Raw genomic sequence first — 24670 nt, forward strand, 5'->3', positions numbered from 1 at the left:
CGCCCGCCCGCCGTCGGCCCGGATCGGAAAAGCCGTCAGGCCGCGGGCGGGATCAGAAGATGAAGTCGGCTTCCGAGATTGCGGGGGCGTTGGCCAGGCGGATCTGGAAATCCGCACGACCGTCGCCGTTGATGTCGCCGTAAAGCGTGGCATCGCCCGGGCGATAGCGCAGCTGTCCGGCCTCGCCGGAAAATGCGGCGTTGCCGATGAACTCGCCGCCGTTCAGGACGCCCGACAGGTCGATCCTGTCGATGCCCGACCGGAAGTCGGTGATGACATCGCGCGCGGCGCCGCTGCCGGTTTCGGCGCGGGACTGGAACAGGAACGTGTCCCGTCCCGCGCCCCCGGTCATGGTGTCGCCAAGGGCACCGCCGATCAGCACGTCATTACCGCCGCCACCGTCCAGCCTGTCGCGGCCACCGCCGCCGTCCAGCCGGTCACGGCCCGCGCCGCCGTTCAGGTCATCGCGCCCCGCATTGCCCTTCAGCCGATCGTTGCCGCCGCCGCCATCCAGCCTGTCGCGGCCTCCGCCACCCTCCAGCCGGTCGGCACCAACTCTGCCGGACAGCCGGTCGTTTCCGGCCTGCCCGCGCAGAAGGTCGGCCCCGCCGCCACCACGCAGGTCGTCGTTGCCGGCACCCCCGACCAGCGTGTCAGCACCGCCACCCCCGGTCAGCGTATCCTGCCCGCCGCCGCCCGAAAGGCGGTTCTGCCCGGCGTTGCCGGAAATCCGGTTGTCCAGCCCGTTGCCCGTGCCGTTCAGGTTGCCGCTGCCGGTCAGCGTCAGGGTCTCCAGATCGGCACCCAGCGTCCAGGAGAGCGCCGCCAGCACCCGGTCAACGCCGGAATTCGCCGTCTCGATCACCCGGTCGCCCGCATTGTCCACGATGAAGGTGTCGTCGCCCGCGCCGCCCAGCAGGCTGTCGGCCCCGCTGCCGCCATCCAGCAGGTCGTTGCCGCCATCGCCGCGCAGCGTGTCATTGCCCGCGCCGCCCGCCATCGTGTCGTTGAACCTTGTGCCGAACCAGTCATCGTCCAGCGCGGTGCCGGTCAGGTCAACAGCCGCGGTGCGGGTGTCGATGATCTTGCCCCGGATCGCAGTGACAGAGGTATCGGGCGCGGTATTGGACTGATCCATCCAGACGACCATCACCCGACCGTCGGACAATGTGGCAACGCTGGGGTTGTTCTGCGTGCCGGTGGTGATCGAGTTCAGGATGACCTCGCCCCCCACCTTTTGCCCGGTCGCGGAAAAGATCTGCCCACGCACCGCGCCGTCGCTGCCGTCGCCCACGCCGTCATCCCCCCAGACGGCCATGAAGTGACCATCTTGCAGGGCGGTCACCTTGACGCCAAGCTGGGAGCCGAAGGTGGTGGTATTGATCGCGAATTCGTCTGTGACCGGCGTGCCGTTCGTTGTGATGATCCGGCCGACGAGGTCGAAAGTGGTCGTATCAAGCCAGGTGACGACGATATTGCCGTTCTCCAGTTGGGCGGCCTGTGCCCTTACCTGCTGACCCGCCGTCGTGGTGTTGACCCGAAACTGGCTGGCCACCGGCGTGCCGTCGTTTTGAAAGAACCGAACGGAAATCTCGCTGTCGCCGGGGCCTGAGTTGATGGAGCGATCCGCGAAGGCCACCATGAAGCCGCCATCGCGCAGGGCCACAACCTGGGGGCCATTCTGACTGTCGTCGGTAAAATTGTTGACCTGGAAATCGGCCTTGATGACACTTCCTGTCAGGGTGACGATCCGGGCGCGGATGCCGATGGAATCATCATCGGTCCCGGCCCCGTTATGTTGCCATACATAGACAAGGTTGCCATTGCTCAGCACCTCGACAGAGGGCAGCGTCTGAATGTCTGTGCGCACATCCGGGATGATGAATTCCGCCCCCACGGCCGCGCCATCGGCATCAAAGCGCTGCCCGCGTATCCCGCCCAAGGGGTCAATGCCCGGCAGGTTGTTCTGATCGCGCCATGTCAGGATGAACCCGCCATCGGACAACGCGGTTGCGGCCGGAAAATCTTGCCCGCCCGCCAACGTCGTGTTGGCCACGAAATCAGGGCCAGCGGCGGTGCCATCCGCGTTGAAGATGCGCACCCTGATATTTAGGAAATTGGGGTCGCTGAGGTCACCAATGTCAATGAAGGTGACCAGAAACCGACCGTCGGCCAGCGCGGTAACGGTCGATTTCTGCGATCCGGAAAAGAACTCCTGGCCGAATTCGGTGGTGGAGTTGATCAGCAGATCGACAGAGGGAAGGGTAGCGGGAAATGCAGACATGGAACTCGTCTCCGCACGATACGAACAATAACCAACCGGCGGGCGGATAGACTGGCCTCGCCGTCACGGTGACGATCAGGCCAAACCAGAAACCTGTCAAGCATCACAGGCTTTTCCGAAAGCGGGACGGCGCCTGTTGGGGGTTCTTGCGATGAAACCGCGCCTGCCTACAGCGCGCGCCAGCCGATGTCGCGGCGGCAGAAGCCTTCGGGCCAGTCGATCGCGTCGACCATCGCATAGGCGCGGGCCTGTGCCTCGGCCAGGGTCGCGCCGCGCGCCGTGACGTTCAGGACGCGCCCGCCAGTGGCGAGGATGCGCCCGCCCTCGGACCGGGTTCCGGCGTGAAAGACCATGTTGGAACTGTCCTCGGGCAGGGTGTCGAGGCCCCGGATCTCGGTCCCCTTCAAAGGGGTGCCGGGATAGCCCTTGGCGGCCAGGACCACGGTCAGCGCGTGATCGTCGGCCCAGTTGACCTGCATCTGACCCAGACGGCCTTCGGCGCAGGCAAGCATCAGGTCCAGCGCCTGAGCGCCAAGGCGCATCATCAGGACCTGACATTCCGGATCGCCGAAGCGGCAGTTGTATTCGACCAGCCGCGCGCGCGCGTCCTTGATCATCAGCCCGGCATAAAGCACCCCCTGATAGGGCGTGCCGCGCCGTGCCATCGCGCGGATCGTGGGCATCACGATCTCGTCCATGACCTGGCGCTGGATCGCCTCGGTCAGGACCGGGGCAGGGGAATAGGCGCCCATCCCGCCGGTGTTCGGCCCGGTGTCGCCATCGCCCACGCGCTTGTGGTCCTGCGCGGTGCCGACGGGCAGGGCGCTTTCGCCGTCCGACAGGATGAAGAAGCTGGCCTCCTCGCCCTCCATGAATTCCTCGATCACCACCTCGGCGCCGGCCGCACCGAAGGCGCCGCCGAAGATCTCGTCGATCCCGGCCAGGGCTTCGGACTCGGTCATGCCCATGATCACACCCTTGCCTGCGGCCAGCCCGTCGGCCTTGATGACAAGGGGCGCTCCATGGGCCTGCACATGGGCCCGCGCCGCGGCGGCATCGGTAAATCGGGCATATCCCGCCGTGGGCGCGCCGCAGGCATCGCAGATTTCCTTGGTAAAGGCTTTCGAGGCCTCAAGCCGGGCCGCCTCGGCCGAGGGGCCGAAGGTCAGGATGCCGGCGCCGCGTGTCGCGTCCGCCACGCCGGCGGCCAGCGGCGCTTCTGGGCCGACGATGACGAAGTCGATCGCGTTCTCCTCGCAGAAGGTGACGACCTCGCGCCGGTCGAGGATGTCGATATCGGCCACCTCGCAGAGCGCCGCGATCCCGGCGTTGCCCGGTGCGACGATGAGCCGGTCGCATTTGGGGTTCTGGGCAACGGCCCAGGCAAGACTGTGTTCGCGTCCGCCGCTTCCCAGAATGAGGATGTTCATCTGCCGCCCCCTGCGTCCGGTTGGATTGCGTCGCCTGATAGGGTGGGGGGGGCTTCCTGACAAGCACCCGGCACCGATTTCTGCGAAGAAATCGGGCCTGAGCCTTCCAAGGCTCAGAGACGGAGTTTTCAAAACTCCGTCTCTTTCCCTCGTGTCCGCGTCCTCCTATCCTGAACGGGCTGAGGGAGGCCCGATGGACATCTTCGAAGACACAGCGCCCGCGCCGGGCAACCAGCCCGAATACACCGTTTCGGAATTGTCCGGGGCGGTGAAGAGGGTGATCGAGGGCGAATTCGGCCTAGTCCGCGTGCGTGGCGAGGTCGGGCGCGTGTCGCGGCCCTCGTCCGGGCATCTCTATTTCGACCTGAAGGATGACCGCGCGGTGATCGCCGCCGTATCGTGGAAAGGGCAGGTGGCGCGGATGCAGGTCCGCCCCGAAGAGGGGATGGAGGTCGTCGCCACCGGCCGGATGACCACCTTTCCGGGGCAGTCCAAGTATCAGCTGATCGTCGAGGATGTGGCCCCCGCAGGTGCGGGCGCGCTGATGGCGATGCTGGAAAAGCGCCGTGCCGCGCTGCAGGCCGAAGGGCTGTTCGATCCGGCGCGCAAGAAACCCATCCCCTACCTGCCGGGCGTGATCGGGGTTGTCACCTCGCCCTCGGGCGCGGTGATCCGCGACATCCTGCATCGCCTGCGCGACCGTTTCCCGCGCCATGTTCTGATCTGGCCCGTGGCCGTTCAGGGCGAGAAATGCGCCCCCGAAGTGGCGGCCGCCATCCGGGGCTTCAACGCGATTGAACCGGGCGGGCCGATTCCGCGGCCCGACGTGCTGATCGTGGCGCGCGGCGGCGGGTCGATGGAGGATCTGTGGGGCTTCAACGAGGAAATCGTGGTGCGGGCGGCGGCGGCCAGCCCGATCCCGCTGATTTCGGCAGTCGGGCATGAAACCGACACCACGCTGATCGACTTCGCCGCCGACCTGCGCGCGCCCACGCCCACGGCGGCGGCGGAACTTGCGGTTCCGGTCCGGCTGGAACTTCTGGCCACGAACGATGCCCTCGGCGCGCGGTTGAGCCAGGCGCTGGCGCGCGGATTCCAGTTGCGCGGCCAGCGGATGCGCGACCTCGCGCGGGCTCTGCCCCGCCCCGAGTCGCTGACGGGTACGGCGCGGCAAAGGCTCGATGCGGCCGAGGGGCGGCTGGCGGGCGCGCTGGGGCTGATGGCGGCGCGCAAGCGTTCGGGGTTCGAGGCGGTGGCGGGGCGGCTTCGCCCCGAAACGCTGGCAGGCTATCTGGACCGGCGGCGCGAGGCGGTGACCGCGCGCCTTGCGCGGCTGGAGTCCGCAGTCCAGAGGCGGACCGATCACGCCCATGCCCGGTTCGACAAATGGGCCTCGCGGCTGGCCCCGGCGCTGGCCCGGCTGATCGGGGATCAGGCGCGGATCGCCCGCGAAGGCCGGCAAAGGCTTGCCACGCTTGAGGCACGGCTTGACGCGGCACCACGGGCGCGGCTTCAGGTGCTGTCGCAGCGGCTTGCGGCGCTGGACCGGACGCGCCAGACGCTGGGCCATGCCGAAACGCTGAAACGCGGCTTTGCCGTGGTGCGGGCCGATGGCGCGGTCGTGACTTCGGCGGCGGGGGCTGCGCGGGCCGTGGCGCTGGACATCGAATTCGCCGATGGGCGCGTGGCAGCGGTTCCGGTCAAGGGGGCTGCGCCCCCGGCGGGGCGGTCCCGCAAGTCCGACGGCGGCGGAGGCCCGGATCAGGGCAGCCTGTTCTGACACCCTGCGTGGTGCCCCAAACGGCATCTCCGGGGGGCGCGGCGGGTCGGGACGATTGTCAGGACAGCGGGCTTTCCTGCGGGCAGCTGAGGGGCAGGGCGGATGGCCGCAGCAGGATCGGCCGTGCGGCCGGGTCGCCATCGAGCCGTGCGGTCAAGCCCTCCGCGTCGGGGTGATAGGTCCAGCACCAGCTGCCCTCCTGCCCGTCATAGACAAAGCAGATCAGCCCGCCCGCCTCGAACCACCGGCCTGTCATGCAGCCTTCGGCATCCTGCCAGATCACGCGGCGTCCGGGCAGGTATTCCTCGGCGCCATAGCGGCCGCCCGCCTCGAAATGATCCATGATGCGGCCCTCGGTCAGCGCTTCGAAGGCCTCGGCGGACAGGGCGGGGCGGTCCTCGGCCCATGCAGCACCCGGCAGCAGCGCCACAAGCGCCGTAAGCGCGGGCCGGGTCGCATGGCGGACGATCCTCATACGCCAACGTCCGGCCCGGCACAGACCAGCGGCCGGTCGGTCCGGTGCACCTCGGTCAGTTCGGTATCGCCGGGCGTGTCGTTGAACAGCGCGCGCAGGCCATCGCCCTCGCGGAAGAAGGTCCAGCATTGCGGCACGGGGTTCTCGCGGTAGACAAAGCAGATGAACCGGTCCTCGGGGTACCAGATACCCTCCTGGCATTCGCCGCCCGCGAAGGACCAGCGCACCCTGCGCCCCGGCTGGTATTCCTCGGCGCCATAGACCATCCCGCCCGAGGCATAGGTGATCGTCTTCCCGGTCACCTGGGCCTCGAATTCCTCGGCGGTCAGCGGCGTTTCCGCGCCCGTCGCCGTTGCGGGAAGGGGCGCCAGCAAGACCGCCGACAGCGCAAGCGACATCAGGACCGGGATCGGGCGTAGCACGGGCGTCTCCGCTTCTTGTCTCGGGCAAGGGTGCCGCAATCCTGCGCCGAACGGAAGCCCGTCCCGCCTCACGCTTTCGTTTCCCACCGCTTCAGGCGCGGGTGCATCATCCGCCGCCACAAGGGCGGGATCAGCGCCACGCCGGCGCAGAACGGCAAGGGATAGGGCAGCCAGGGCGCGCGGTCGGGTGGCGGCAGGCGCAGCGCGGGATAGGGACGCGCTGGATGCGCGTGATGGTCGGAATGGCGCGGCGCGTTCAGCATCATCCCCGAGGTGAACCAGTGCGGCGCGTTCCAGGAATGGCGGTCGTCGACGGGTTCGGGCTTGCCATTGGGCAGCATGGCCCGGCGCAGACCGTAATGCTGGACATAATCCGACAGCATCAGTTGCGACGAGGCATAAAGCGCCAGCCCCGCCCAGGCCAGCACACCCGCCCCGCCGGCCAGCACAGCGCCAAGCGCCAGCGCCGCCAGACCGCCGCCGATGTAGATCGCGTAAGGATGCAGGCCCCGCGCGCCCTTCGCCCGCAGCGCGTTCTCTGCCCCGAGGCCCGCCCGGAACGATCCGATCCAGGCGCGCGGCAGGAACCGCCAGAAGCTTTCCCCCCGGCGCGCCGAATTCGGGTCGGCATCGGTCGCGGCATGGCGGTGGTGGACGTGCCGATGGGCGCTCGTGTGGTGGCCGAACAGCATCGAGGTATAGACGGCCATTCCCAGCCGGAACAGCCACCTGTCCCCCCGGTGGATCAGTTCATGCGCCATCGGGTTCGAGATCTGGCCAAAGAACATCCCCCAGCCGAAGAACAGCGCCACGCGTTCCCCGCCAGTCAGGCCGCTGTCGCCCGCTATGCCCCAGACCGCCAGCGGAAAGGCCGCCAGATGCGCAAGGCCAAGCAGGACCAGCAGCGCATCGGCGACCGGAAACTCGGCCCCCTCGGGCGCGTCGGGCGCGACATGGGGGATCGCCTGATCCATCAGCAGCGCGAAGAGGCCGACATAGACAAGCCCGCCCAGAACCCAGGGCCCGCCCCAGAGGACCCCGGCCACAAGCAGGGGCAGCGGGGTCAGCGATGCGACGGCAAACAGCGCCATCGGCGAGCGGAGGACAAGGGGCGGCAAACGGCGGGGCAACTGGTATCGCATGGCAATGCAGATTAGCATGACGCCCGCACGGGGCCAGCCCCCGAAAGAAAAAGGAAGAACCGCACGGTGCCGCACCTCGATCATCCCGCACTCTGGGTGGCCGCCGCGCTGATGCTGGCCTATGGCCTTGTCTGGACCTGGCGGGTCTCGCCTGATGAATCGCACCTGCGATCGGCCATCAAGACCGGGTCGGTCGCGTGTCTCGTGCTTTGGGGCGTGGCGATCGGCAGCCCGGTGCCGGCGCTGGTCGGCGCAGGTTTCGGGGCCCTTGGCGACTGGTTCCTGTCGCGTCCGGGCGAGCGGGCGTTCCTTGCCGGCATGGCGGCCTTCGGCATCGGCCACCTGGCCTATGCTGCGATGTTCCTCGCCGCGTCCGGCGGGTTTGCCGACGGTCCAGGCTGGGCGGCGACGCTCGCGGTCGTGGCGCTTGGCCTTTCGACCGAATTCTGGCTGGCCCGTCACACGGGGGTGCTTCTGTGGCCGGTGCGCGCCTATGTCGCGCTGATCTGCCTGATGCTCTGGGCCGCGCTTGGCCTTTCGCCAGGGCTCGCGGTCGGCGGGGCTGTGCTGTTCGTGGTCTCGGACCTCTTGCTCGCCGTCGCGATCTTTGTCGCGCGCCGCCCGCGATTGCGCGCGGCCCTGTCGGTGGCGCTGTGGCCCGTCTACTGGTCCGGACAGGCCGCGATCCTCGCCGGAAGCCCTGCGCTCGGCTGACCCCGGCCCGTCGGGCCTTCCCTCGCCTGCCCGAATTGGCTAGGGGAGGGGAAAGCCCCGCCCGACCAAAGCCCCATCCAAACGCGGCGCCGACCGGAGAAGCCATGTCTTTCTTCAAGAAACTGCGCGACCGGATGTTCCGGTCTTCGGACAAGATCACCGAGGGACTCGACGCCATCGTGGCCGAAGCCCCGGCAGACGCCCCGGCCGAAGCGGAGCGGTTGCCCGAGACCGCCGCGCCCCCGCCCCCGCCCGCACCCCCGTCCGCGCCCCCGTCCGCGCCCCCGTCCGCGCCCCCGTCCGAGCTCCCGCCAGTGGCCGCCCCGTCCGAACTGGCGCCGCAGCCGGAAACGCCCGCGCCCCCGGCACCTGTTCCCGAAGCCCAGGCTGCGCCGGAAACCGGGGCCGCCCCGGCGGCACGCCCGCCCGCACCTGCGCCCGCACCGGCACCCGAACCCGCCCTCGAACCCGCGCGCCCCGGCCTTCTGGGCCGTCTCTTCGGCAAGGGCGAGGATGCCGCCAAACCGGCACCCCGCGCCGATGAGCCGCGCCGCGTCATGGACGACGCGATGCTCGAAAGCCTCGAGGAACTGCTGATTCAGGCCGACATGGGCGTCGACACCGCGCTCCGGGTCGCGGCGAACCTGGCCGAGGGGCGGATGGGCCGCAAGGTCACCGCGACCGAGATCCGCAAGGCGCTGGCCGACGAGGTGGCGCGGATCATGGAACCGGTCGCCCGCCCGATGCCGATCTATCCCAAGCGCCCGCAGGTCGTGCTGATCGTGGGCGTGAACGGTTCGGGCAAGACGACGACGATCGGCAAGCTCGCAAGCCAGTTCCGCGCCGCCGGGAAATCGGTGGTGATCGCGGCGGGCGACACGTTCCGCGCCGCGGCCGTCGAACAGCTTCAGGTCTGGGGCCAGCGCGCAGGCGTCCCGGTGATGACCGCCCCGGAAGGATCGGACCCCGCCAGCCTTGCCTTCGACGCCCTGACCCGCGCCCAGGCCGACGGCGCCGACCTGCTGATGATCGACACGGCCGGCCGGCTTCAGAACCGCGCCGACCTGATGGAGGAACTGGCCAAGATCGTTCGCGTGATCCGCAAGAAGGACCCGGACGCGCCGCACAACACGCTTCTGGTGCTCGACGCCACCACCGGGCAGAACGCCATCAGCCAGGTCGAGACCTTCCGCAAGCTGGCCGATGTGACCGGCCTGGTGATGACCAAGCTTGACGGCACCGCCAAGGGCGGCGTGCTGGTGGCGCTGGCCGACAAGTTCGGCCTGCCGATCCATGCGATCGGGGTGGGCGAACAGATCGACGATCTCGCCCCCTTCGATCCTCAGGATTTCGCCCGCGCGCTGGTCGGTCTGGACGGGTGATCCCGGCCTTGATTCATTCTGGCGGAAATATCCTCGGGGGGTGCGGGGGGCAGACAGCCCCCTGCCGCGGCCTCGCCGGATGAGCGATTGGCTGATCTCGCTCGAAGGTACCGAGGACGGCCATCAGCTTGCGCTTGGCCTCGCGCTGATGGCGGCCTTCCTGCATGCGCTGTTCGGCGCGCTGCAGAAGGGACGGCACGATCCCTGGATCAGCCGGGCGGCGATCGACGGCAGCTATGCGCTGATCGCCGCGCCCTTCGCGCTGTTCGTCGTGCCCTGGCCCGAACCGCACATGTGGCCGATCTTCGCCGGGGCCTTCGTCATCCACTCCGCCTACAAGGTCCTTCAGGCGATGACCTATTCGCGGGGCGCCTTCACCGTGGTCTATCCCGTGGTGCGCGGCACCGGGCCGCTTTTCGCGGTGGCGGCAGCGGGGCTTGTCTTCGGGGAACATTTCACGGCGGGGCAGTGGATGGGGCTTGCGGTTCTGGTGGCGGGCATCTTCGGGCTGGCGGCCTGGAACCTTGCCCATGTGACGGTGGACCGCCACAGCCTTATCCCCGCGCTCTGGCTGGCGGTGGCGACGGGGGCCTTCGTCGCGGGCTACACGACCTATGACGCCTACGGGATCCGTGCCACCGCCGATCCGTTCACCTTCCTGGCCTGGCTTTTCCTGATCGACGGCATCCTCTTTCCGCTCCTGACGCTGCGCCGCTGGATGGCGCTGCCCGGGGTGGAATGGCCCGCGCTGATAAGAAGGGGTGTCATCGGCGCCTTCGTCGCCTATTTCTCTTTCGGGTCGGTGATGCTGGCCACAAGGCTGGACAAGGTGGGCGAGGCGGCGGTGCTGCGCGAAACCTCGACCGTCTTTGCCGCGCTGATCGGCTGGCTGGTCCTGGGCGAGCGCGTGGGCAGGGTGCAACTGGCGCTGATGGCGCTGATCGCGGCGGGCGCCGTGATCGTGGAAATGGCAGGGTAGGGCGATGACGGAAAAGGCGGAAAAGAAGGTCAACGGCTGGGTCAGGGCGGCGCTGGAATACGGCCCGATCATCGCCTTCTTCGTGGGCTATGTGCGGCTGAAGGACCGGGTCTTCACCATCGGCGGCACCGAATATTCGGGCTTCATCCTGGTCACAGCGGCCTTCGTGCCGCTGATGATCCTGACCACGCTGGCCATGTGGCGGCTGACCGGCCGTCTGTCGAAGATGCAGGTCGCAACAGTCGTCCTGGTCACGGTCTTCGGCGGGCTGTCGGTCTGGCTGAATGACGAGCGGTTCTTCAAGATGAAGCCCACGATGATCTATCTCTTGTTCGCGGGGCTTCTTGGGCTGGGCCTGATGCGCGGGCAATCCTGGCTGAAGGCCGTCCTGGGCGAACACCTGCCGATGGCCGAGGAAGGCTGGATGATCCTGACCAAGCGATTCACCCTGTTCTTCCTGGCGCTGGCCGCAGCGAACGAGGGCGTCTGGCGGCTGATGTCGACCGACGCCTGGGTGAACTTCAAGACCTTCGGCCTGCCCGTCGCGATGTTCGCCTTCCTGATGCTGCAAAGCCGCCTGTTCCAGAAATACGGCACCGGCACGGACGAGTGACCCGATTTTTCTGCGAAAAATCAAGATTCCCGATTGTTCGCAGAACAATCGCGGCGCGGTCTGTCACTTCTGCCGGAACAGGATCGTCTGCGCGTTGCGGTCGGTCTTGGCCTGCCTGCGGTCGGCGGCGACGGCCCTGCCTTCGATGAAGGCCGGGCGCTGGCCAAGCGCGTCCAGCCAGCGGGCGAAATGCGGCTTGTCCTCCAGCGTCTGTTCCTGGCGTTCCCACAGGATCGCCCAGGGCCAGATCGCGATGTCGGCGATCGACAGGAAATCGCCCGCCACGAAGGCCCGGTCGGCAAGGCGCCGGTCCAGCACGCCGTAAAGCCGCCCCACCTCGGCCCGGTAGCGGTTCTGCGCATAGGGCAGGACCTGCGGCGGGTCCAGGTCGGGGGCATAGTGCAGGAAGTGATGCGCCTGTCCCGCCATCGGACCGACGCCCCCCATCTGCCACATCAGCCACTGGTCCACCTCGATCCGGTCGCGTTCCGTCGCGCCGTAAAGCCTGCCGGTCTTGCGCGCGAGGTATTGCAGGATCGCACCGGATTCGAAGATCGACACCGGCGCGCCATCGGGGCCTTCGGGATCGACGATGGCGGGCATGCGGTTGTTCGGGCTGATCTTCAGGAAATCGGGGGCGAACTGCGCGCCCGCGCCGATATCGACAAGATGAAGCCGGTAGGGCAGGCCCAGTTCAGCCAGTGCAATGGTGATCTTCCAGCCGTTCGGCGTGGGCCAGTAGTAAAGGTCGATCGGGGTGGTCATGGCGGTCTCCTTCGCTTTGGTGCAGAATGGCGCAGATGCGGCCGGGTGCAACCGCAAACACGGGGCAAAGGACGGGGGGCAGAAATGGGGGCAGGATGCCGGATGCATTGCTGAAGACGTTGCTGGCGCAGGAGCACCGTGTCTGGGCGGCGCTGACCTCGGGCGATGCGGCGGCCGATCAGGCACTGCTGTCCCCTTCCTTTGTCGGGCTCTATCCGGACGGTTACGCCGGGCGCGCCGAACATGTGGCGCAACTCGCGGGCGGGCCGACGGTGGCCCGGTACCGGCTGGAAGAGGCGCGCGCGCTGCCGCTGGCCGAGGGGTTGGGCCTGCTGTGCTATCGGGCGGAATACACAAGGCCCGGCGGCGCGGCGTGGGAGCGGATGTGGGTCAGTTCGCTGTGGCGGCGCGAGGGGGCCGCCTGGGTCAACCTCTTTTCGCAGGATACGCCCTGCGACGCACCGTTCCGCCCGGTGTGACGGTCGCCGCAACCGGATGAGGCGGGGCGCTCCGGGCCCCGCGCGGTCAGTATTCACCGGCACCCTTGCCCGCCAGGATCTTCGGGCGCAGGCGGGCGATGCGATTGCGGCGTGTCGCGGCGGCCTTGCCGGCCGCGATCTGAAGGACATGGCTTTTCCGGCGTCCGGGGGTGAGCGCCCGGAAGGCCTCGGCAAGGTCCGGGTCGGCGTTCAGCGCCTCGACCAGTTCTTCGGGAAGGTCCGGTTCGGCGCTGTCCTTCGGCACTGTGATCCCGGCTTCGGCATGGCCCTTCGCCTCGGCCAGAAGGCGCAGGATCCCTGGCGCAAGGCGGGCAACCTCGGCCGCTGCGGTAAAGCGGATCGCGTCGGGATGGCGCGTGTTGGGGCCCTGGCGTTGCAGCACGCCCTCAGGGTCGCGCAGCAGCGCGGCATTGAAGAAGGTCAGGCGGAAATCGGCACGGAAGGCGCCGATGATGGCGATGTTGCGGCCAGCGTGGACATAGCAGGGATGTCCCCATTTCACATGCTCGGCCAGCCCCGCCGACAGGCAGATCGCGCGCAGGGCGGCAAGGCCGTCGGCCCAGTGGCGCGCGGAACAGGCGGGCGTGTCGAACCGGTCGCACCGGCCGCAGCCCCTGGCGAAGAAGTCCTCGACATCGGTGATCATGGCGGCAGGGCTCGCAGGGGCAGGGGGGAAGGGATCAAGAGGAAGTCTAGCCCTTGGGCGGCGTGGGCGCACCCGGAAAGGCACACGGTGGCGCAAGGGCGCATGGGTGAGGATCGACAGGCCATCCCCCGCCGCCGTCGCCGGTTGACGCGCCCGCGCCGTGGGCGTATGCCGCGCAACGTGGCGCTTTGTAACCGGATTGCGGGCCACGTTAAACAAGCCGCTAAAGAGGACAGGGATCGACACGACCCCGAGGCCTTGGCGGTTTCGGGGTTTTTTTCATGCGCGAAGGGGCGCGGACGATGACGGACAGGAACTGGAAGACGCGCACGACGCTGGTGCACGAAGGCAGTCGCCGCAGCCAGTATGGCGAGATGGCCGAGGCGATCTTCCTGACCCAGGGCTTCGCCTACCCTTCGGCCGAGGCCGCCGAGGCGCGGTTCGTCAAGGCGGGCGAGGACGAATTCATCTATGCCCGCTACGGCAACCCCACGACGCGCATGTTCGAGGAACGGATCGCCGCGCTGGAAGGCACCGAGGACGCCTTCGCCACCGCCAGCGGCATGGCCGCCGTCAACGGGGCGCTGGTGTCGATGCTCAGGGCCGGCGATCATGTCGTCAGCGCCCGCGCGCTGTTCGGGTCGTGCCTTTACATCCTCGAGGAAATCCTGACTCGCTTCGGCGTCGAGGTGACATTCGTCGATGGCGCCAACCTTGATCAGTGGCGCGCAGCGGTCCGGCCGGGGGTTACGAAGGCGGTGTTCTTCGAGTCCATGTCGAACCCCACGCTGGAACTGGTCGACATCCGCTCCGTGTCGGACATCGCCCATGCGGCGGGCGCGCTGGTGATCGTGGACAATGTCTTTTCCACGCCGGTCTTTTCGCGCGCGGTCGAACTGGGGGCCGATGTCGTGGTCTATTCCACGACCAAGCACATCGACGGTCAGGGCCGCGCGCTTGGTGGCGTGATCTGCGGCACGACGGCGTACATCCGCAAGACGGTGGAACCCTACATGAAGCACACCGGCGGGTCGATGAGCCCGTTCACCGCCTGGATCATGCTGAACGGGATGGTGACGCTGGACCTGCGGTGCCGGGCGATGGCCGACAGCGCCCTTCAGGTGGCCCGTGCGCTGGAAGGCGACGCGCGCCTGTCGCGGGTGATCTTTCCGGGTCTTGCCAGCCATCCGCAGGCGGCGCTGGCCGAGGCGCAGATGGGGTCGGGCGGCACGATGGTGGCCTTCGAGATCCGGGGCGGCAAGGAGGCGGCCTTCCGCTTCATGAACGCGCTGGAGATCATCAAGATCTCGAACAATCTGGGCGATGCGAAATCCATCGCGACCCACCCGGCGACGACCACGCACCAGCGCCTTCCCGACGACCAGAAGGTGGCGCTGGGGATCACGCCGGGGCTGATCCGGCTTTCGGTCGGGCTGGAGGACGCGGGCGACCTGATTGCCGACCTGCGGCGCGGGCTGGATGCGGTTTGAGGCGCGGGGGCGGGCGGTGCCGGATTCGTCGCGCCTCGTCTTTCATTCGTCGCATCGGGCCCCTATCTTTTTGGGGCAAGCAGCGATAATGCTGCGGTGAACTGATCCGGGCGGAAGGGCCGTCCGTATATCCTGTTGACATTGAAGGCCGGGGCACCCCCCTGCCGGAACCGAAAGGACATCCAGATGAACATCCACACCCCCGAGATGGATCGCAAGCCCGCTGCCGAGGATGTCGAGGCGGCTCTGGCCCTGATCCGCCGTTGGGCCGGCAAGGCGACGGATGCCGAGATGCTGGCGCTTGATCCTGCGGCGCGGGCCTTGATCGGGGATGGCTATCCGGACCTCAGCACCGTCTATCCCGCCGATTTCCGGGCCGATGCCGCCTACAAGGACACGCTGCCCGATCTGCAGAACGGCCCGGCCAGCCTGATCCGCGGGGCAAAGACCCAGATCCAGCATGTGGGAATTTCGAATTTCCGCCTGCCGATCCGCTACCACACGCGGGATAACGGCGACCTGACGCTGGAAACCAGCGTGACCGGCACCGTGTCGCTGGAGGCCGAAAAGAAGGGCATCAACATGAGCCGCATCATGCGGTCCTTCTATGCCCATGCCGAACGCGATTTCAGCTTCGAGGTGATCGAACACGCGCTTGAGGACTACAAGCGCGATCTGGACAGCTTCGATGCGCGCATCCAGATGCGGTTCTCCTTCCCGGTGAAGGTGTCGTCGCTGCGGTCGGGGCTGTCGGGCTGGCAGTATTACGACATCGCGCTGGAACTGGTGGACGTGGCCGGGGTGCGCAAGCGGATCATGCACCTCGATTACGTCTACTCCTCGACCTGCCCCTGTTCGCTGGAATTGTCGGAACATGCCCGGCGGACGCGCGGGCAACTGGCAACGCCCCATTCGCAGCGCTCGGTCGCGCGGATTTCGGTGGTGGCCGAGGATGGCCCCTGCCTGTGGTTCGAGGATCTGATCGACATCGCCCGCCGCGCCGTCCCGACGGAAACCCAGGTCATGGTCAAGCGCGAGGACGAACAGGCCTTCGCCGAACTGAACGCGGCGAACCCGATCTTCGTCGAGGATGCCGCGCGCAGCTTTGCCGAACAGCTGCTGGCCGATCCTCGGGTGGGCGATTTCCGGGTTGTGGCCAGCCATCAGGAAAGCCTGCACAGCCACGATGCCGTGTCGGTGCTGACCGAAGGCGCGACCTTCGCCAGCGAAAGCCTTGACCCGCGCCTGTTCGCCACGCTGTTTCACGTCGGCTGATATCCGGGCGGCGCTGAGGGCCGGCTGGCTTCCGGCGCGCAGCGCGTTGCGGGGCGGCAGATCGCGTCACGCCACGATTCGCCGTATTGATCTTGACGCAACCGGTCGAAACGTGGATCGGTTCGCGCATCATGATCGACTTGCGCAGCGTCGCTTATATTCTCGGTCGTCTTCTTGTGGTCTTCGGGATCCTGATGCTGGTTCCGGCTTTGGTAGACCTCATCTTTACAGAGGATCAGGATGCGGGGGCGTATCTGCTGTCGGCCGGTGTCACGGCCGGAACCGGCGGGATGGTGGTTCTTGCGACACGAAACGCCCTGGGGCGCGCGCTTGATTTCCGCTCGGCCACACTGCTGACCCTTGGGATCTGGCTGTTGATGCCGCTGTTCGGGGCCTTGCCCTTTATTCTTGGCGCTCCGCAACTGTCCTTCACCGACGGGTATTTCGAGGCCGCTTCGGGTGTGACCACGACCGGGGCAACCGTCATCGTCGGGTTGGAAGGCTATCCGGTTGCCATGAACCTGTGGCGCGGGATGCTGAACTGGACCGGCGGGCTTGGCGTTGCGTTCCTGGCCATGATCTTTCTGCCCGTGATGCGCATCGGCGGGATGCAGTTCTTCCGGTCCGAAGGGTTCGACACGTTCGGCAAGGTTCTGCCACGCGCCTCGGATATCGCGCGAAGCCTGTTCCAGGTCTATGCATGGCTGACGGTGGCGGCTGCGGCCTGTTATCTTGCGGCCGGGATGACACCTCTGGATGCGGCGGTCCACGCGATGGCGTCGATTTCGACCGGAGGGTTTTCGGCCAGTGATGCCAGTTTCGGAAAGTACCCCGGCGCAGGCGAATATGCCGGTGCCCTGTTCATGATCCTCGGGGCATTGCCCTATGTCCGCTACATCGAACTGTCGCGCGGTGGGTCCCCCCGACCGATCTGGCGGGATGTGCAGGTTCGCGCCTTTCTGGTCTGGATGGCCGTCGCCGTGATGGCGTGCACATTGTGGCGCAAGGCCGTCGCGGGGGGCGAGTTCGAAGACGTCTTTCGCGACGCCCTGTTCAACATCGTGTCGATCTTCACGGGCACGGGGTTCTTTTCCGGCAGTTTCGCCAGTTGGGGCGGGTTTGCATTGGCCGTAGCCTTCGCCGTGGGGTTCGTCGGCGGGTGTTCGGGGTCCAGCACCGGGGCGCTGAGCGTGTTCCGGGTGCAGATCGCCGCCGCCGCGATCGGGTCGGCGATCCGTTCGATCCCGTTTCCCGACCGGCTGTCCCCGATCCGCTATGGCGGTCGGTCGGTCGACATGGACACGATCAACGGGCTGATCCTGTTCATATCCGCCTATGTCGTGGTCTTCGGCCTGTGCACGGTCGCCGTCTCGTTCACCGGGGTCGATCTGGAATCCTCGATCTTCGCGGTCTGGGCATCGCTTGGGAACATCGGTTACGGATTTGGCCCGCTGGTGGCTCCGACGGGGACCTTCATCGACTTTCCCGAGACAGCGAAATGGGCGCTGTCCATTGCGATGCTGACCGGGCGCCTGTCGCTGCTGTCCTTCCTGGTGATCCTGCTGCCAGCGTTCTGGCGCAATTGACAGGGACGAGCCTTCGGCGTTGACAGCCGCGCCTTGCCGGGCCAAGCCTTCGCCCATGATCGACCTTCGCCCCGTTGGCTACATCATCGGCCTCTTGCTTGTCGCCTTGGGGGCGTTGATGCTGTTCCCCATGGCGCTGGATCAGTTTTCCGGCGACCCCAACTGGCGCGCGATGCTGGAGGCCGCGATCATCACGGCGACCTCGGGCGGGGTTCTGGCACTGGCCTGCGCAAATGCAACCGTGCGGGGCCTGACGCTGCAACAGTCCTTCATCCTGACGACCGGGGTCTGGGTCGCGCTTCCGGCCTTCGGTGCGCTGCCGCTGATCCTTGGGGCGCCGGGGCTTGATCCGGTGGATGCGCTGTTCGAATCCGTTTCGGGGATGACCACGACCGGCACGACGGTGATCGCGGGGCTTGACGGTCTGCCGCGCGGCGCGAACCTGTGGCGGGGGATGTTGCAATGGCTGGGCGGGCTGGGGATCGTCATCGTTGCGATGATCTTCCTGCCGGTCATGAAGGTCGGCGGGATGCAGTTTTTCCGTTCGGAAGGGTTCGACACGCTGGGCAAGATCCTGCCCCGTGCGCTGGATATCTCGACCGCGCTGATCCAGATCTACCTTGCCCTGACGGTGGCCTGCGCGGTGACGTTCTTCGCGCTCGGGATGAACGGGTTCGATGCGGTGATGCATGCCCTGACCACCGTGTCCACGGGCGGTTTTTCCAGCTATGACCGCAGCTTCGGGGCCTTTGTCGGCGCGCCGGAATATGCGGCGGTGGTGTTCATGATCCTGGCCTCGCTGCCCTTCATCCGTTTCGTTCAGGTGATGCAGGGGCAGTATGCGCCCCTTTGGCGCGACCCGCAGGTGCGGGCCTATCTGCGCTGGACAGCCTATGCCACCCTGGCCGTCGCCCTTTACGAACTGGTCCATATCGGCGGTTCGGTGGAACCCGTCTTGCGTGAGTCGCTGTTCAACGTGGTTTCCACCTTCTCGGGCACGGGCCTTGCCTCGGTCGACCTGTCGTCATGGGGGCCGTTCCCCTTCGTCGTGCTGATCGTCGTGGGGCTGATCGGGGGCTGCACCTCATCGACCGGCTGTTCGGTCAAGGTGTTCCGCTACCTGATCCTGTTCGAGGCGATCCGCGTTCAGATCCGCCGCCTGCACAGCCCCAACGCCACCGTCGCGGTGCGTTACGAGGGCCGGACCGTCGGCGACGACGTGATCAACTCGGTGGTCGTGTTCTTCACGCTGTTCATCCTCAGCTTCGGGGTGCTCTGCGTGGCCTTGTCCCTGACCGGGCTTGCCCCCAAGACGGCGATCACCGCGGCATGGACCGCGATCGCCAACGTGGGGCCGGTCTTTGGCCCCGAGGTGGGGGCGACGGGCGCGGTGATGGGCTTTCCCGAAAGCGCCAAGTGGCTGATGATCGCCGGGATGCTGGTCGGCCGGCTGGAGCTTTTGTCGGTCTATGTCCTGTTCCTGCCCCGCTTCTGGCGGGTGTGACGGGACAGGGACGGCGGGCCGCCGTGGGTAAGGGCGGCCCGGCCTGCGGTCATTCCCAGCAGGACACCAGAACGGTCATCCGCGTGGCAAGGCGCGTCAGGTCCTCGGGCGCCATCGCGCCGCCGGCTTGCGCCACGCCGCCGGTGAGGCCAGCCCCCTGAAGCATCCCCAGGATGCGGTCGGAGGGGACGGCGAAGGACACATCGGGCGGCAACTGGCGCGTGCCATCGGGCGCGGCGGGCTTCAAGAGCCCGATCACCGCGCCGGATTCGTCCAGCACCGGGCCACCCGCGTCGCCGGGCAACGCTGCCAGCGCAAGGCGTGAGACATCGGTTTCGCCGTTCAGGCCCGTCACGTCCTCGAACCGGCCGAAGGTCAACGCGGGCGAGGGCAGCTGATCTTCATAGCTGTATCCCGCCACGGCGATCTCGCCGCCGATCCGGGGCGCGTCCTGGCGGAACGCGGCCACCGCCTGCGGCGCGAGCGGTGCGGACGGCCTGACCAGCGCAAGGCCAAGGGCGGCATCCTCGACCGCGACGGTCGCGTCGTGGTCAAGTTCGATCGTAAGCCTTCCGCAGCCCTGAACCGCCTCGGTCGTGGTCAGCACCGCGCCCGAGCCGTCAACGAAGAAGCCCGACCGCGACCGGATCGGCCGACGCACCTCGAGCCCGGCCATCAGGCCGCGTTTCGTCGCTTCGGACATGGGCACAAGGCCGGGATCCATCGCGCGGTCGCCGAAGGGGGCAAAGGAGGTCTGCATCGCCTTCAGCACCCGCGCCATGCGGTCTGCATCGGCCACGGGGTAGGACAGGATATACCCCTTGATCAGCCCGCGCGACAGTTCCGCGAAGGCGTGGCTTTGAATGCTGCCGTTCCGCCCGGTCATGGTGAAGCTGCGTTCGCGGCGCTCGCGTTCGCCCTCGACCGGCATGATCGCCAGCGTCTGAAGCACGTCGTAAAGACCATAAAGCGTGGCCTGATCGCCCGGCTGGCTGATCAGCAGGACCGATACGCCCGACCCGTCCTTCTGGGTGAAATGCACGAAGGGCGGTTCGTAATGGTCGAACGCGACCAGCGCCGTGGGCAGGGTGATCTCGATCCCGGCCTCTTCTTCGCGCAGGGTCTGCAAACCCAGTTCCTTCTGTGCCAGATCGTAGGCGGCCAGCAGCGTCTCGCGCTGGAAGGTGGTCAGCACGCCCGAGGCGTCAAAGCCGTTTTCGGCCTGCCAGGCGGCCATCGACTTGCGCGTGCCCGGTCCGAAGGCGCCGTCGATCGCGGCGTCGTAATAGCCGAACCATTGCAGGGCGGTCTGCAACGCCTCGCGCGCGGGCCGGTCAAGCTGGCCTTCGGAACGGCGCGCCTCGGCCGGGGTTTCGTCGACGAACACGGGGGGCGCGGGTTCGGCGGGTGTTTCGGGGGGGGGCGGCGCGGCCTCTGCCGTGCCGTCGGGCAGCGTCGTTTCCTCCACCGGTTCCGGCAGCGGCGCCGGTTCTACAGCCGCCGCAGCGCCCGCTTCGCCCACGGGCCAGAACCTGTCGCGGAAGCTGTTGCCCTCGGCGATGTAACTGTCCCCCGGCACAAGCCCGGCGGAGCGCAGGTCGCGCAGCCGCATCTGCGCCTCACCCGCGCCATAGGGGCCAAGCACGATGGCGTACCAGCCCGAAGACAGCCGGAAACCCGCGACATTGGGGAAGGATTGACCGTAGGCTCGGGCGCGGTCCTCGGCCTCGCGCAGCGTGGGCTGGGCTTCGATCTGCAACCAGACCTGACCCGGCGCGGCGGCGTCCTGTGCGGCCACGGGACGGGCCAGGACCATCGCGGTAACAAGCGCCACCAGCATCACCATGTATTTCATCGTCAAAGATATCCCCGATATGCGTTTTCGGCTCCGGACCCGACGACCCTAGTCGGGACAGGGGGGTGATGCACGCCGAAACTGCACGCCTCCCCCCATCGCCGCATTGACCCTTTTCCGCCTTCTGCCTATGGAGAGGGCGCTTTTCAAGGGGTTCGCGCATGACGGCCAGATCAGACCTGCCTCGGAGTTTCCAGGAAATCATCCTGCGGTTGATGACCTATTGGGGATCGAAGGGTTGTGCCGTGCTGCAGCCCTATGACATGGAAGTCGGCGCGGGCACCTTCCACCCGGCCACCACCCTGCGCGCGCTCGGGTCCAAACCCTGGGCTGCGGCCTATGTCCAGCCCTCGCGCCGCCCGACCGACGGGCGCTATGGCGAAAACCCGAACCGGCTTCAGCACTACTATCAGTATCAGGTGCTGATCAAACCCTCGCCGCCGGACCTTCAGGACCTCTATCTTGGGTCCTTGCGCGCCATCGGCATCGACACCGACCTGCATGACATCCGCTTTGTCGAGGATGACTGGGAAAGCCCCACGCTCGGCGCCTGGGGCCTTGGCTGGGAAGTCTGGTGCGACGGGATGGAAGTCAGCCAGTTCACCTATTTCCAGCAGGTCGGCGGGCATGATTGCCGTCCCGTCTCGGGTGAGTTGACCTATGGCCTCGAACGGCTAGCGATGTATGTGCTGGGGATCGACCATGTCATGGACATGCCCTTCAACGATCCGGACGCGCCGATCCCGCTGAAATACGGCGACATCTTCCGCCAGACGGAAGAGGAATACAGCCGCCACAACTTCGACGGCGCCACGACCGAGATGCTGTTGCGCCATTTCGAGGATGCCGAGGCAGAGTGCGACCGGCTGCTTGCGCAGCCTTCGGTTGATCCGAAGACCGGTAAATACATCGTGATGGCCCATCCCGCCTATGACCAGTGCATCAAGGCCAGCCACCTGTTCAACCTCTTGGACGCGCGCGGCGTGATCTCGGTCACCGAACGTCAGGCCTATATCGGACGCGTCCGTGCCCTGGCGAAGAAATGCGCCGATGCCTTCGTCACCACCGAAGCCGGTCGGTCGGCGGAGGATGCGGCGTGAGCGGCAAGATTGTCGGAGTTTTCATCGTGCTGAGCGCGCTTGTGGCGGGGATCGCCATATACTGGTTGCAGGTCTATGCCTTCTATGAACCCGCGGCCTTCACACCGGGCGAGGAAATCCGCCTTGTGCCCCTCGATCGCGACGCCCCCGAGGTGATCGTGGTCGAGAATATCGAAGGCATCGACGCCACCTCTTCGCCGCTGCGGTTCCGGGCCTGCTTTACCACGCCCCTTACCCAGGCGATGCTGACCGAAACCTACCGCGTCTATGATGACCCTGTGCCGCTGGTCGCGCCCGGCTGGTTCGCCTGTTTCGATGCAGTGGAAATCGGCGCAGCCCTCGAACGGGGCGAGGCGATCGCCTTCCTGTCCGAACGTGAAATCGCCGACGGTGTCGACCGGGTCGTGGCCGTCTTCGGCGACGGCCGCGCCTATGCCTGGCACCAGCTGAACGGCACCCTGGAGGAGTGACATGCCCGACCTTCTGATCGAACTCTTCTCCGAGGAAATCCCGGCCCGGATGCAGGCCCGCGCGCGCGAGGACCTGCGGAAACTCGTGACCGACGGCCTTGTCGCCGCGGGCCTCACCTATGCCAGCGCCGGCGCCTTTTCCACGCCCCGCCGGCTGACCCTGTCGGTCGAGGGGCTGGACGCCACCTCGCGCCCCGTGCGCGAGGAACGCAAGGGCCCGCGCACCGATGCGCCCGCCCAGGCGATCGAGGGCTTCCTGCGGTCGACGGGCCTCACGCTCGACCGGCTGGAACGCCGCTCCGACAAGAAGGCCGAGGTGTTCTTTGCCGTCATCGAACGGCCCGGCCGCCCGGCCGCCGACATCGTGGCCGAGGTGCTGGAAGCCGCCATCCGCGATTTCCCCTGGCCCAAGTCGATGCGCTGGGGATCGGGGTCGCTTCGCTGGGTGCGGCCGCTCCATTCGATCCTCTGCCTGCTGGCCGACGAGGCGGGCAGCAGCATCGTGCCGCTGACGGTCGACGGGATCGTGGCCGGCAACACCACCGAAGGCCACCGCTTCATGTCGCCGGGCCGCTTCCCCGTGTCGTCCTTCGATGACTACCGCGCCAGGCTTGCCCGCGCCCATGTCGTGCTGGACGCCGCCGAGCGCGAGGCGGCGATCTGGAACGCCGCGACCCAGCAGGCCTTTGCCCTCGGGCTTGAGGTCGTGCCGGACGCGGGCCTTCTGGCCGAGGTTGCCGGGCTGGTCGAATGGCCGGTCGTCCTGATGGGCCGGATCGGCGAGGATTTCCTGCATCTGCCGCCCGAGGTGCTGCAAACCTCGATGCGCGAGCATCAGAAGTTCTTTTCGGTGAAGAACCCCAAGACGGGCAGGATCGAAGGCTTCGTCACCGTCGCGAACCGCGAAACCGCTGACCACGGCGAGACGATCATCAAGGGTAACGCCAAGGTGCTGGCTGCCCGCCTTTCGGATGCGCGCTTCTTCTGGGAAAATGACCTCCGCACCGTAAAGGCGCAGGGGCTGGAAGGCATGGCCGCGGGGCTGGCCAACGTGACCTTCCACAACAAGCTGGGCTCGCAGGCCGACCGCATCCGCCGGATCGAGGCGCTGGCGCGCGAGATCGCGCCCGTGGTCGGCGCCTCGCCCGATCTGGCGGCCGAGGCCGCGCGCGTGGTCAAGGCCGACCTGCAATCGGCGATGGTGGGGGAGTTCCCCGAACTTCAGGGCACGATGGGCGGCTACTATGCCCGCGCCGCGGGCCTGCCCGAGGCCGTGGCCGATGCCTGCAAGGCGCATTACCAGCCGCTTGGCCCCTCCGACGACGTGCCGACCGATCCCGTGGCGGTGGCCGTGGCGCTGGCCGACAAGATCGACACGCTGACCGGGTTCTGGGCGATCGACGAGAAACCCACAGGGTCGAAGGACCCCTACGCGCTGCGCCGTGCGGCGCTGGGGGTTATTCGGTTGGTCTTGGGGAATGGGGTGAGGTTGGAACTGTATTCCAAGCTCGCATCGGCTCAGGTTCCCCATTTGCCAGCGATAGCAAGGGACCGGGATATTACGCTTTTGCCTGACAACTGGCAGCGCGATACCAACCTAGACCTCCTCGCCTTCTTCCACGACCGCCTCAAGGTCTACCTGCGCGATCAGGGCATCCGGCGCGATGTGATCGACGCCTGCCTCGCCATGCCGGGGAATGACGACCTGACGCTTCTGGTCAAGCGGGCCGAGGCGCTGGCCGCCTTCCTGAAAACCGATGACGGCGAGAACCTGCTGCAAGGCTTCAAGCGCGCGAACAACATCCTGACCCAGGCCGAGGCCAAGGATGGCGTCGAATATTCCTTCGGCGCCGATCCGAAATTCGCCGAAGGGCCCGAGGAAACCGCGCTCTTCGCCGCCCTCGACGCGGCCGAGGCGGCCATCGCCCCAGCCATGGGGGCAGAGGATTTCGCCACGGCCATGGCGGCCATGGCCGCGCTTCGCGCGCCCATCGACGCCTTCTTCACGGCGGTGCAGATAAACACCGACAACCCCGTGATCCGCCGCAACCGACTGAACCTTCTGCACCGCATCCGCGCGATCTGCGGACAGGTCGCCGACCTGACCCGGATCGAGGGCTGAGAGGCCGGGCCGGGGGTTTTGCACCCCCGGACCCCCGCAGGGTATTGGGATCAGGTTGAAGGGATGCCCGTTCCCCTGTCAACCTGACTGAAAATACCCCCGGGGGGTGCGGGGGGCAGGCAGCCCCCCGCTGCCG

General features: G+C 67.3%; 21 protein-coding genes and 1 riboswitch. Of the genes, 13 read left to right on the forward strand and 8 right to left on the reverse strand.

Features of this window, described 5'->3' with window-relative positions:
* Positions 1-52: 52 nt before the first annotated feature.
* Both E7811_RS18370 and purD read right to left on the reverse strand, forming a co-directional pair.
* Positions 53-2284 carry a calcium-binding protein gene (locus E7811_RS18370; RefSeq protein WP_136395359.1) on the reverse strand — a complete coding sequence of 744 codons (2232 nt, stop codon included), beginning with the start codon at positions 2282-2284 and terminating at the stop codon, positions 53-55.
* Between the two features lie 167 nt (positions 2285-2451).
* Entirely contained in the window at positions 2452-3714 is a 1263-nt protein-coding gene (purD, locus tag E7811_RS14360; protein WP_136395360.1) for a phosphoribosylamine--glycine ligase, read from the reverse strand.
* A gap of 193 nt (positions 3715-3907) precedes the next feature.
* Here purD and xseA point away from each other — a divergent pair, with 193 nt between their 5' ends.
* Entirely contained in the window at positions 3908-5494 is a 1587-nt protein-coding gene (gene xseA / locus E7811_RS14365) for an exodeoxyribonuclease VII large subunit (protein WP_136395361.1), read from the forward strand.
* A 58-nt stretch (positions 5495-5552) separates the two neighbouring features.
* On the opposite strand, the gene E7811_RS14370 is transcribed toward xseA, so the two are convergent.
* The 3 genes from E7811_RS14370 to E7811_RS14380 all read right to left on the reverse strand — a co-directional run bounded on the left by E7811_RS14370 (position 5553) and on the right by E7811_RS14380 (position 7482).
* Positions 5553-5969, reverse strand: a complete 417-nt coding sequence (locus E7811_RS14370; protein ID WP_136395362.1) for a hypothetical protein — start codon at positions 5967-5969, stop codon at positions 5553-5555.
* A complete protein-coding gene (locus E7811_RS14375; RefSeq protein WP_136395579.1) occupies positions 5966-6367 on the reverse strand; it encodes a hypothetical protein in 402 nt (133 codons plus the stop codon). The genes E7811_RS14370 and E7811_RS14375 overlap by 4 nt, the downstream gene beginning before the upstream one ends.
* 92 nt (positions 6368-6459) lie before the next feature.
* Positions 6460-7482, reverse strand: a complete 1023-nt coding sequence (locus tag E7811_RS14380) for an alkane 1-monooxygenase (protein WP_136395363.1) — start codon at positions 7480-7482, stop codon at positions 6460-6462.
* Positions 7483-7599: 117 nt separating this feature from the next.
* Between E7811_RS14380 and E7811_RS14385 the strand changes: the two genes are divergently transcribed.
* The 4 genes from E7811_RS14385 to E7811_RS14400 all read left to right on the forward strand — a co-directional run bounded on the left by E7811_RS14385 (position 7600) and on the right by E7811_RS14400 (position 11221).
* Positions 7600-8247, forward strand: a complete 648-nt coding sequence (locus E7811_RS14385; RefSeq protein ID WP_136395364.1) for a lysoplasmalogenase — start codon at positions 7600-7602, stop codon at positions 8245-8247.
* A gap of 104 nt (positions 8248-8351) precedes the next feature.
* Positions 8352-9629 (forward strand): signal recognition particle-docking protein FtsY, encoded by a 1278-nt coding sequence (ftsY, locus tag E7811_RS14390; RefSeq protein ID WP_136395365.1) that lies wholly within the window; start codon positions 8352-8354, stop codon positions 9627-9629.
* A gap of 79 nt (positions 9630-9708) precedes the next feature.
* A complete protein-coding gene (locus E7811_RS14395) occupies positions 9709-10608 on the forward strand; it encodes an EamA family transporter (RefSeq protein ID WP_136395366.1) in 900 nt (299 codons plus the stop codon).
* 4 nt (positions 10609-10612) lie between these two features.
* Positions 10613-11221, forward strand: coding sequence for an inner membrane-spanning protein YciB (locus tag E7811_RS14400; protein WP_136395367.1), 609 nt, complete (start codon positions 10613-10615; stop codon positions 11219-11221).
* A gap of 63 nt (positions 11222-11284) precedes the next feature.
* Here E7811_RS14400 and E7811_RS14405 read toward each other — a convergent pair whose 3' ends face one another.
* Positions 11285-11986: a glutathione S-transferase N-terminal domain-containing protein gene (locus E7811_RS14405; protein ID WP_136395368.1), complete on the reverse strand. Its 702-nt coding sequence runs from the start codon at positions 11984-11986 to the stop codon at positions 11285-11287.
* A 95-nt stretch (positions 11987-12081) separates the two neighbouring features.
* Between E7811_RS14405 and E7811_RS14410 the strand changes: the two genes are divergently transcribed.
* The gene (locus E7811_RS14410; protein WP_136395369.1) at positions 12082-12465 is read left to right on the forward strand and encodes a nuclear transport factor 2 family protein; all 384 of its coding nucleotides are present in this window, start codon (positions 12082-12084) and stop codon (positions 12463-12465) included.
* A gap of 46 nt (positions 12466-12511) precedes the next feature.
* Here E7811_RS14410 and E7811_RS14415 read toward each other — a convergent pair whose 3' ends face one another.
* Positions 12512-13132, reverse strand: a complete 621-nt coding sequence (locus E7811_RS14415; RefSeq protein WP_136395370.1) for a YdeI/OmpD-associated family protein — start codon at positions 13130-13132, stop codon at positions 12512-12514.
* 170 nt (positions 13133-13302) lie between these two features.
* Positions 13303-13380: riboswitch (SAM riboswitch) on the forward strand.
* Between the two features lie 54 nt (positions 13381-13434).
* Between E7811_RS14415 and metZ the strand changes: the two genes are divergently transcribed.
* From metZ to E7811_RS14435, 4 genes are all read left to right on the forward strand, one after another.
* Positions 13435-14622 (forward strand): O-succinylhomoserine sulfhydrylase, encoded by a 1188-nt coding sequence (metZ, locus tag E7811_RS14420; protein ID WP_136395371.1) that lies wholly within the window; start codon positions 13435-13437, stop codon positions 14620-14622.
* A 186-nt stretch (positions 14623-14808) separates the two neighbouring features.
* The gene (folE2, locus tag E7811_RS14425) at positions 14809-15897 is read left to right on the forward strand and encodes a GTP cyclohydrolase FolE2 (RefSeq protein ID WP_136395372.1); all 1089 of its coding nucleotides are present in this window, start codon (positions 14809-14811) and stop codon (positions 15895-15897) included.
* 92 nt (positions 15898-15989) lie between these two features.
* Positions 15990-17483 carry a TrkH family potassium uptake protein gene (locus tag E7811_RS14430; RefSeq protein WP_246020468.1) on the forward strand — a complete coding sequence of 498 codons (1494 nt, stop codon included), beginning with the start codon at positions 15990-15992 and terminating at the stop codon, positions 17481-17483.
* Between the two features lie 55 nt (positions 17484-17538).
* Positions 17539-18987 carry a TrkH family potassium uptake protein gene (locus E7811_RS14435; protein ID WP_136395373.1) on the forward strand — a complete coding sequence of 483 codons (1449 nt, stop codon included), beginning with the start codon at positions 17539-17541 and terminating at the stop codon, positions 18985-18987.
* A gap of 49 nt (positions 18988-19036) precedes the next feature.
* On the opposite strand, the gene E7811_RS14440 is transcribed toward E7811_RS14435, so the two are convergent.
* The gene (locus E7811_RS14440) at positions 19037-20842 is read right to left on the reverse strand and encodes a serine protease (RefSeq protein WP_136395374.1); all 1806 of its coding nucleotides are present in this window, start codon (positions 20840-20842) and stop codon (positions 19037-19039) included.
* 161 nt (positions 20843-21003) lie between these two features.
* Here E7811_RS14440 and E7811_RS14445 point away from each other — a divergent pair, with 161 nt between their 5' ends.
* Genes E7811_RS14445 through glyS form a run of 3 tightly spaced genes read left to right on the forward strand, consistent with a single transcriptional unit; the run spans position 21004 to position 24534 of the window.
* A complete protein-coding gene (locus E7811_RS14445) occupies positions 21004-21942 on the forward strand; it encodes a glycine--tRNA ligase subunit alpha (protein WP_136395375.1) in 939 nt (312 codons plus the stop codon).
* Positions 21939-22412, forward strand: coding sequence for a DUF6446 family protein (locus E7811_RS14450; protein WP_136395376.1), 474 nt, complete (start codon positions 21939-21941; stop codon positions 22410-22412). The genes E7811_RS14445 and E7811_RS14450 overlap by 4 nt, the downstream gene beginning before the upstream one ends.
* 49 nt (positions 22413-22461) lie before the next feature.
* Positions 22462-24534 (forward strand): glycine--tRNA ligase subunit beta, encoded by a 2073-nt coding sequence (glyS, locus tag E7811_RS14455; protein ID WP_394345629.1) that lies wholly within the window; start codon positions 22462-22464, stop codon positions 24532-24534.
* Positions 24535-24670 lie beyond the last annotated feature (136 nt).

This window comes from Aliigemmobacter aestuarii (genome assembly GCF_004799285.1).
Classification (GTDB): domain Bacteria; phylum Pseudomonadota; class Alphaproteobacteria; order Rhodobacterales; family Rhodobacteraceae; genus Aliigemmobacter; species Aliigemmobacter aestuarii.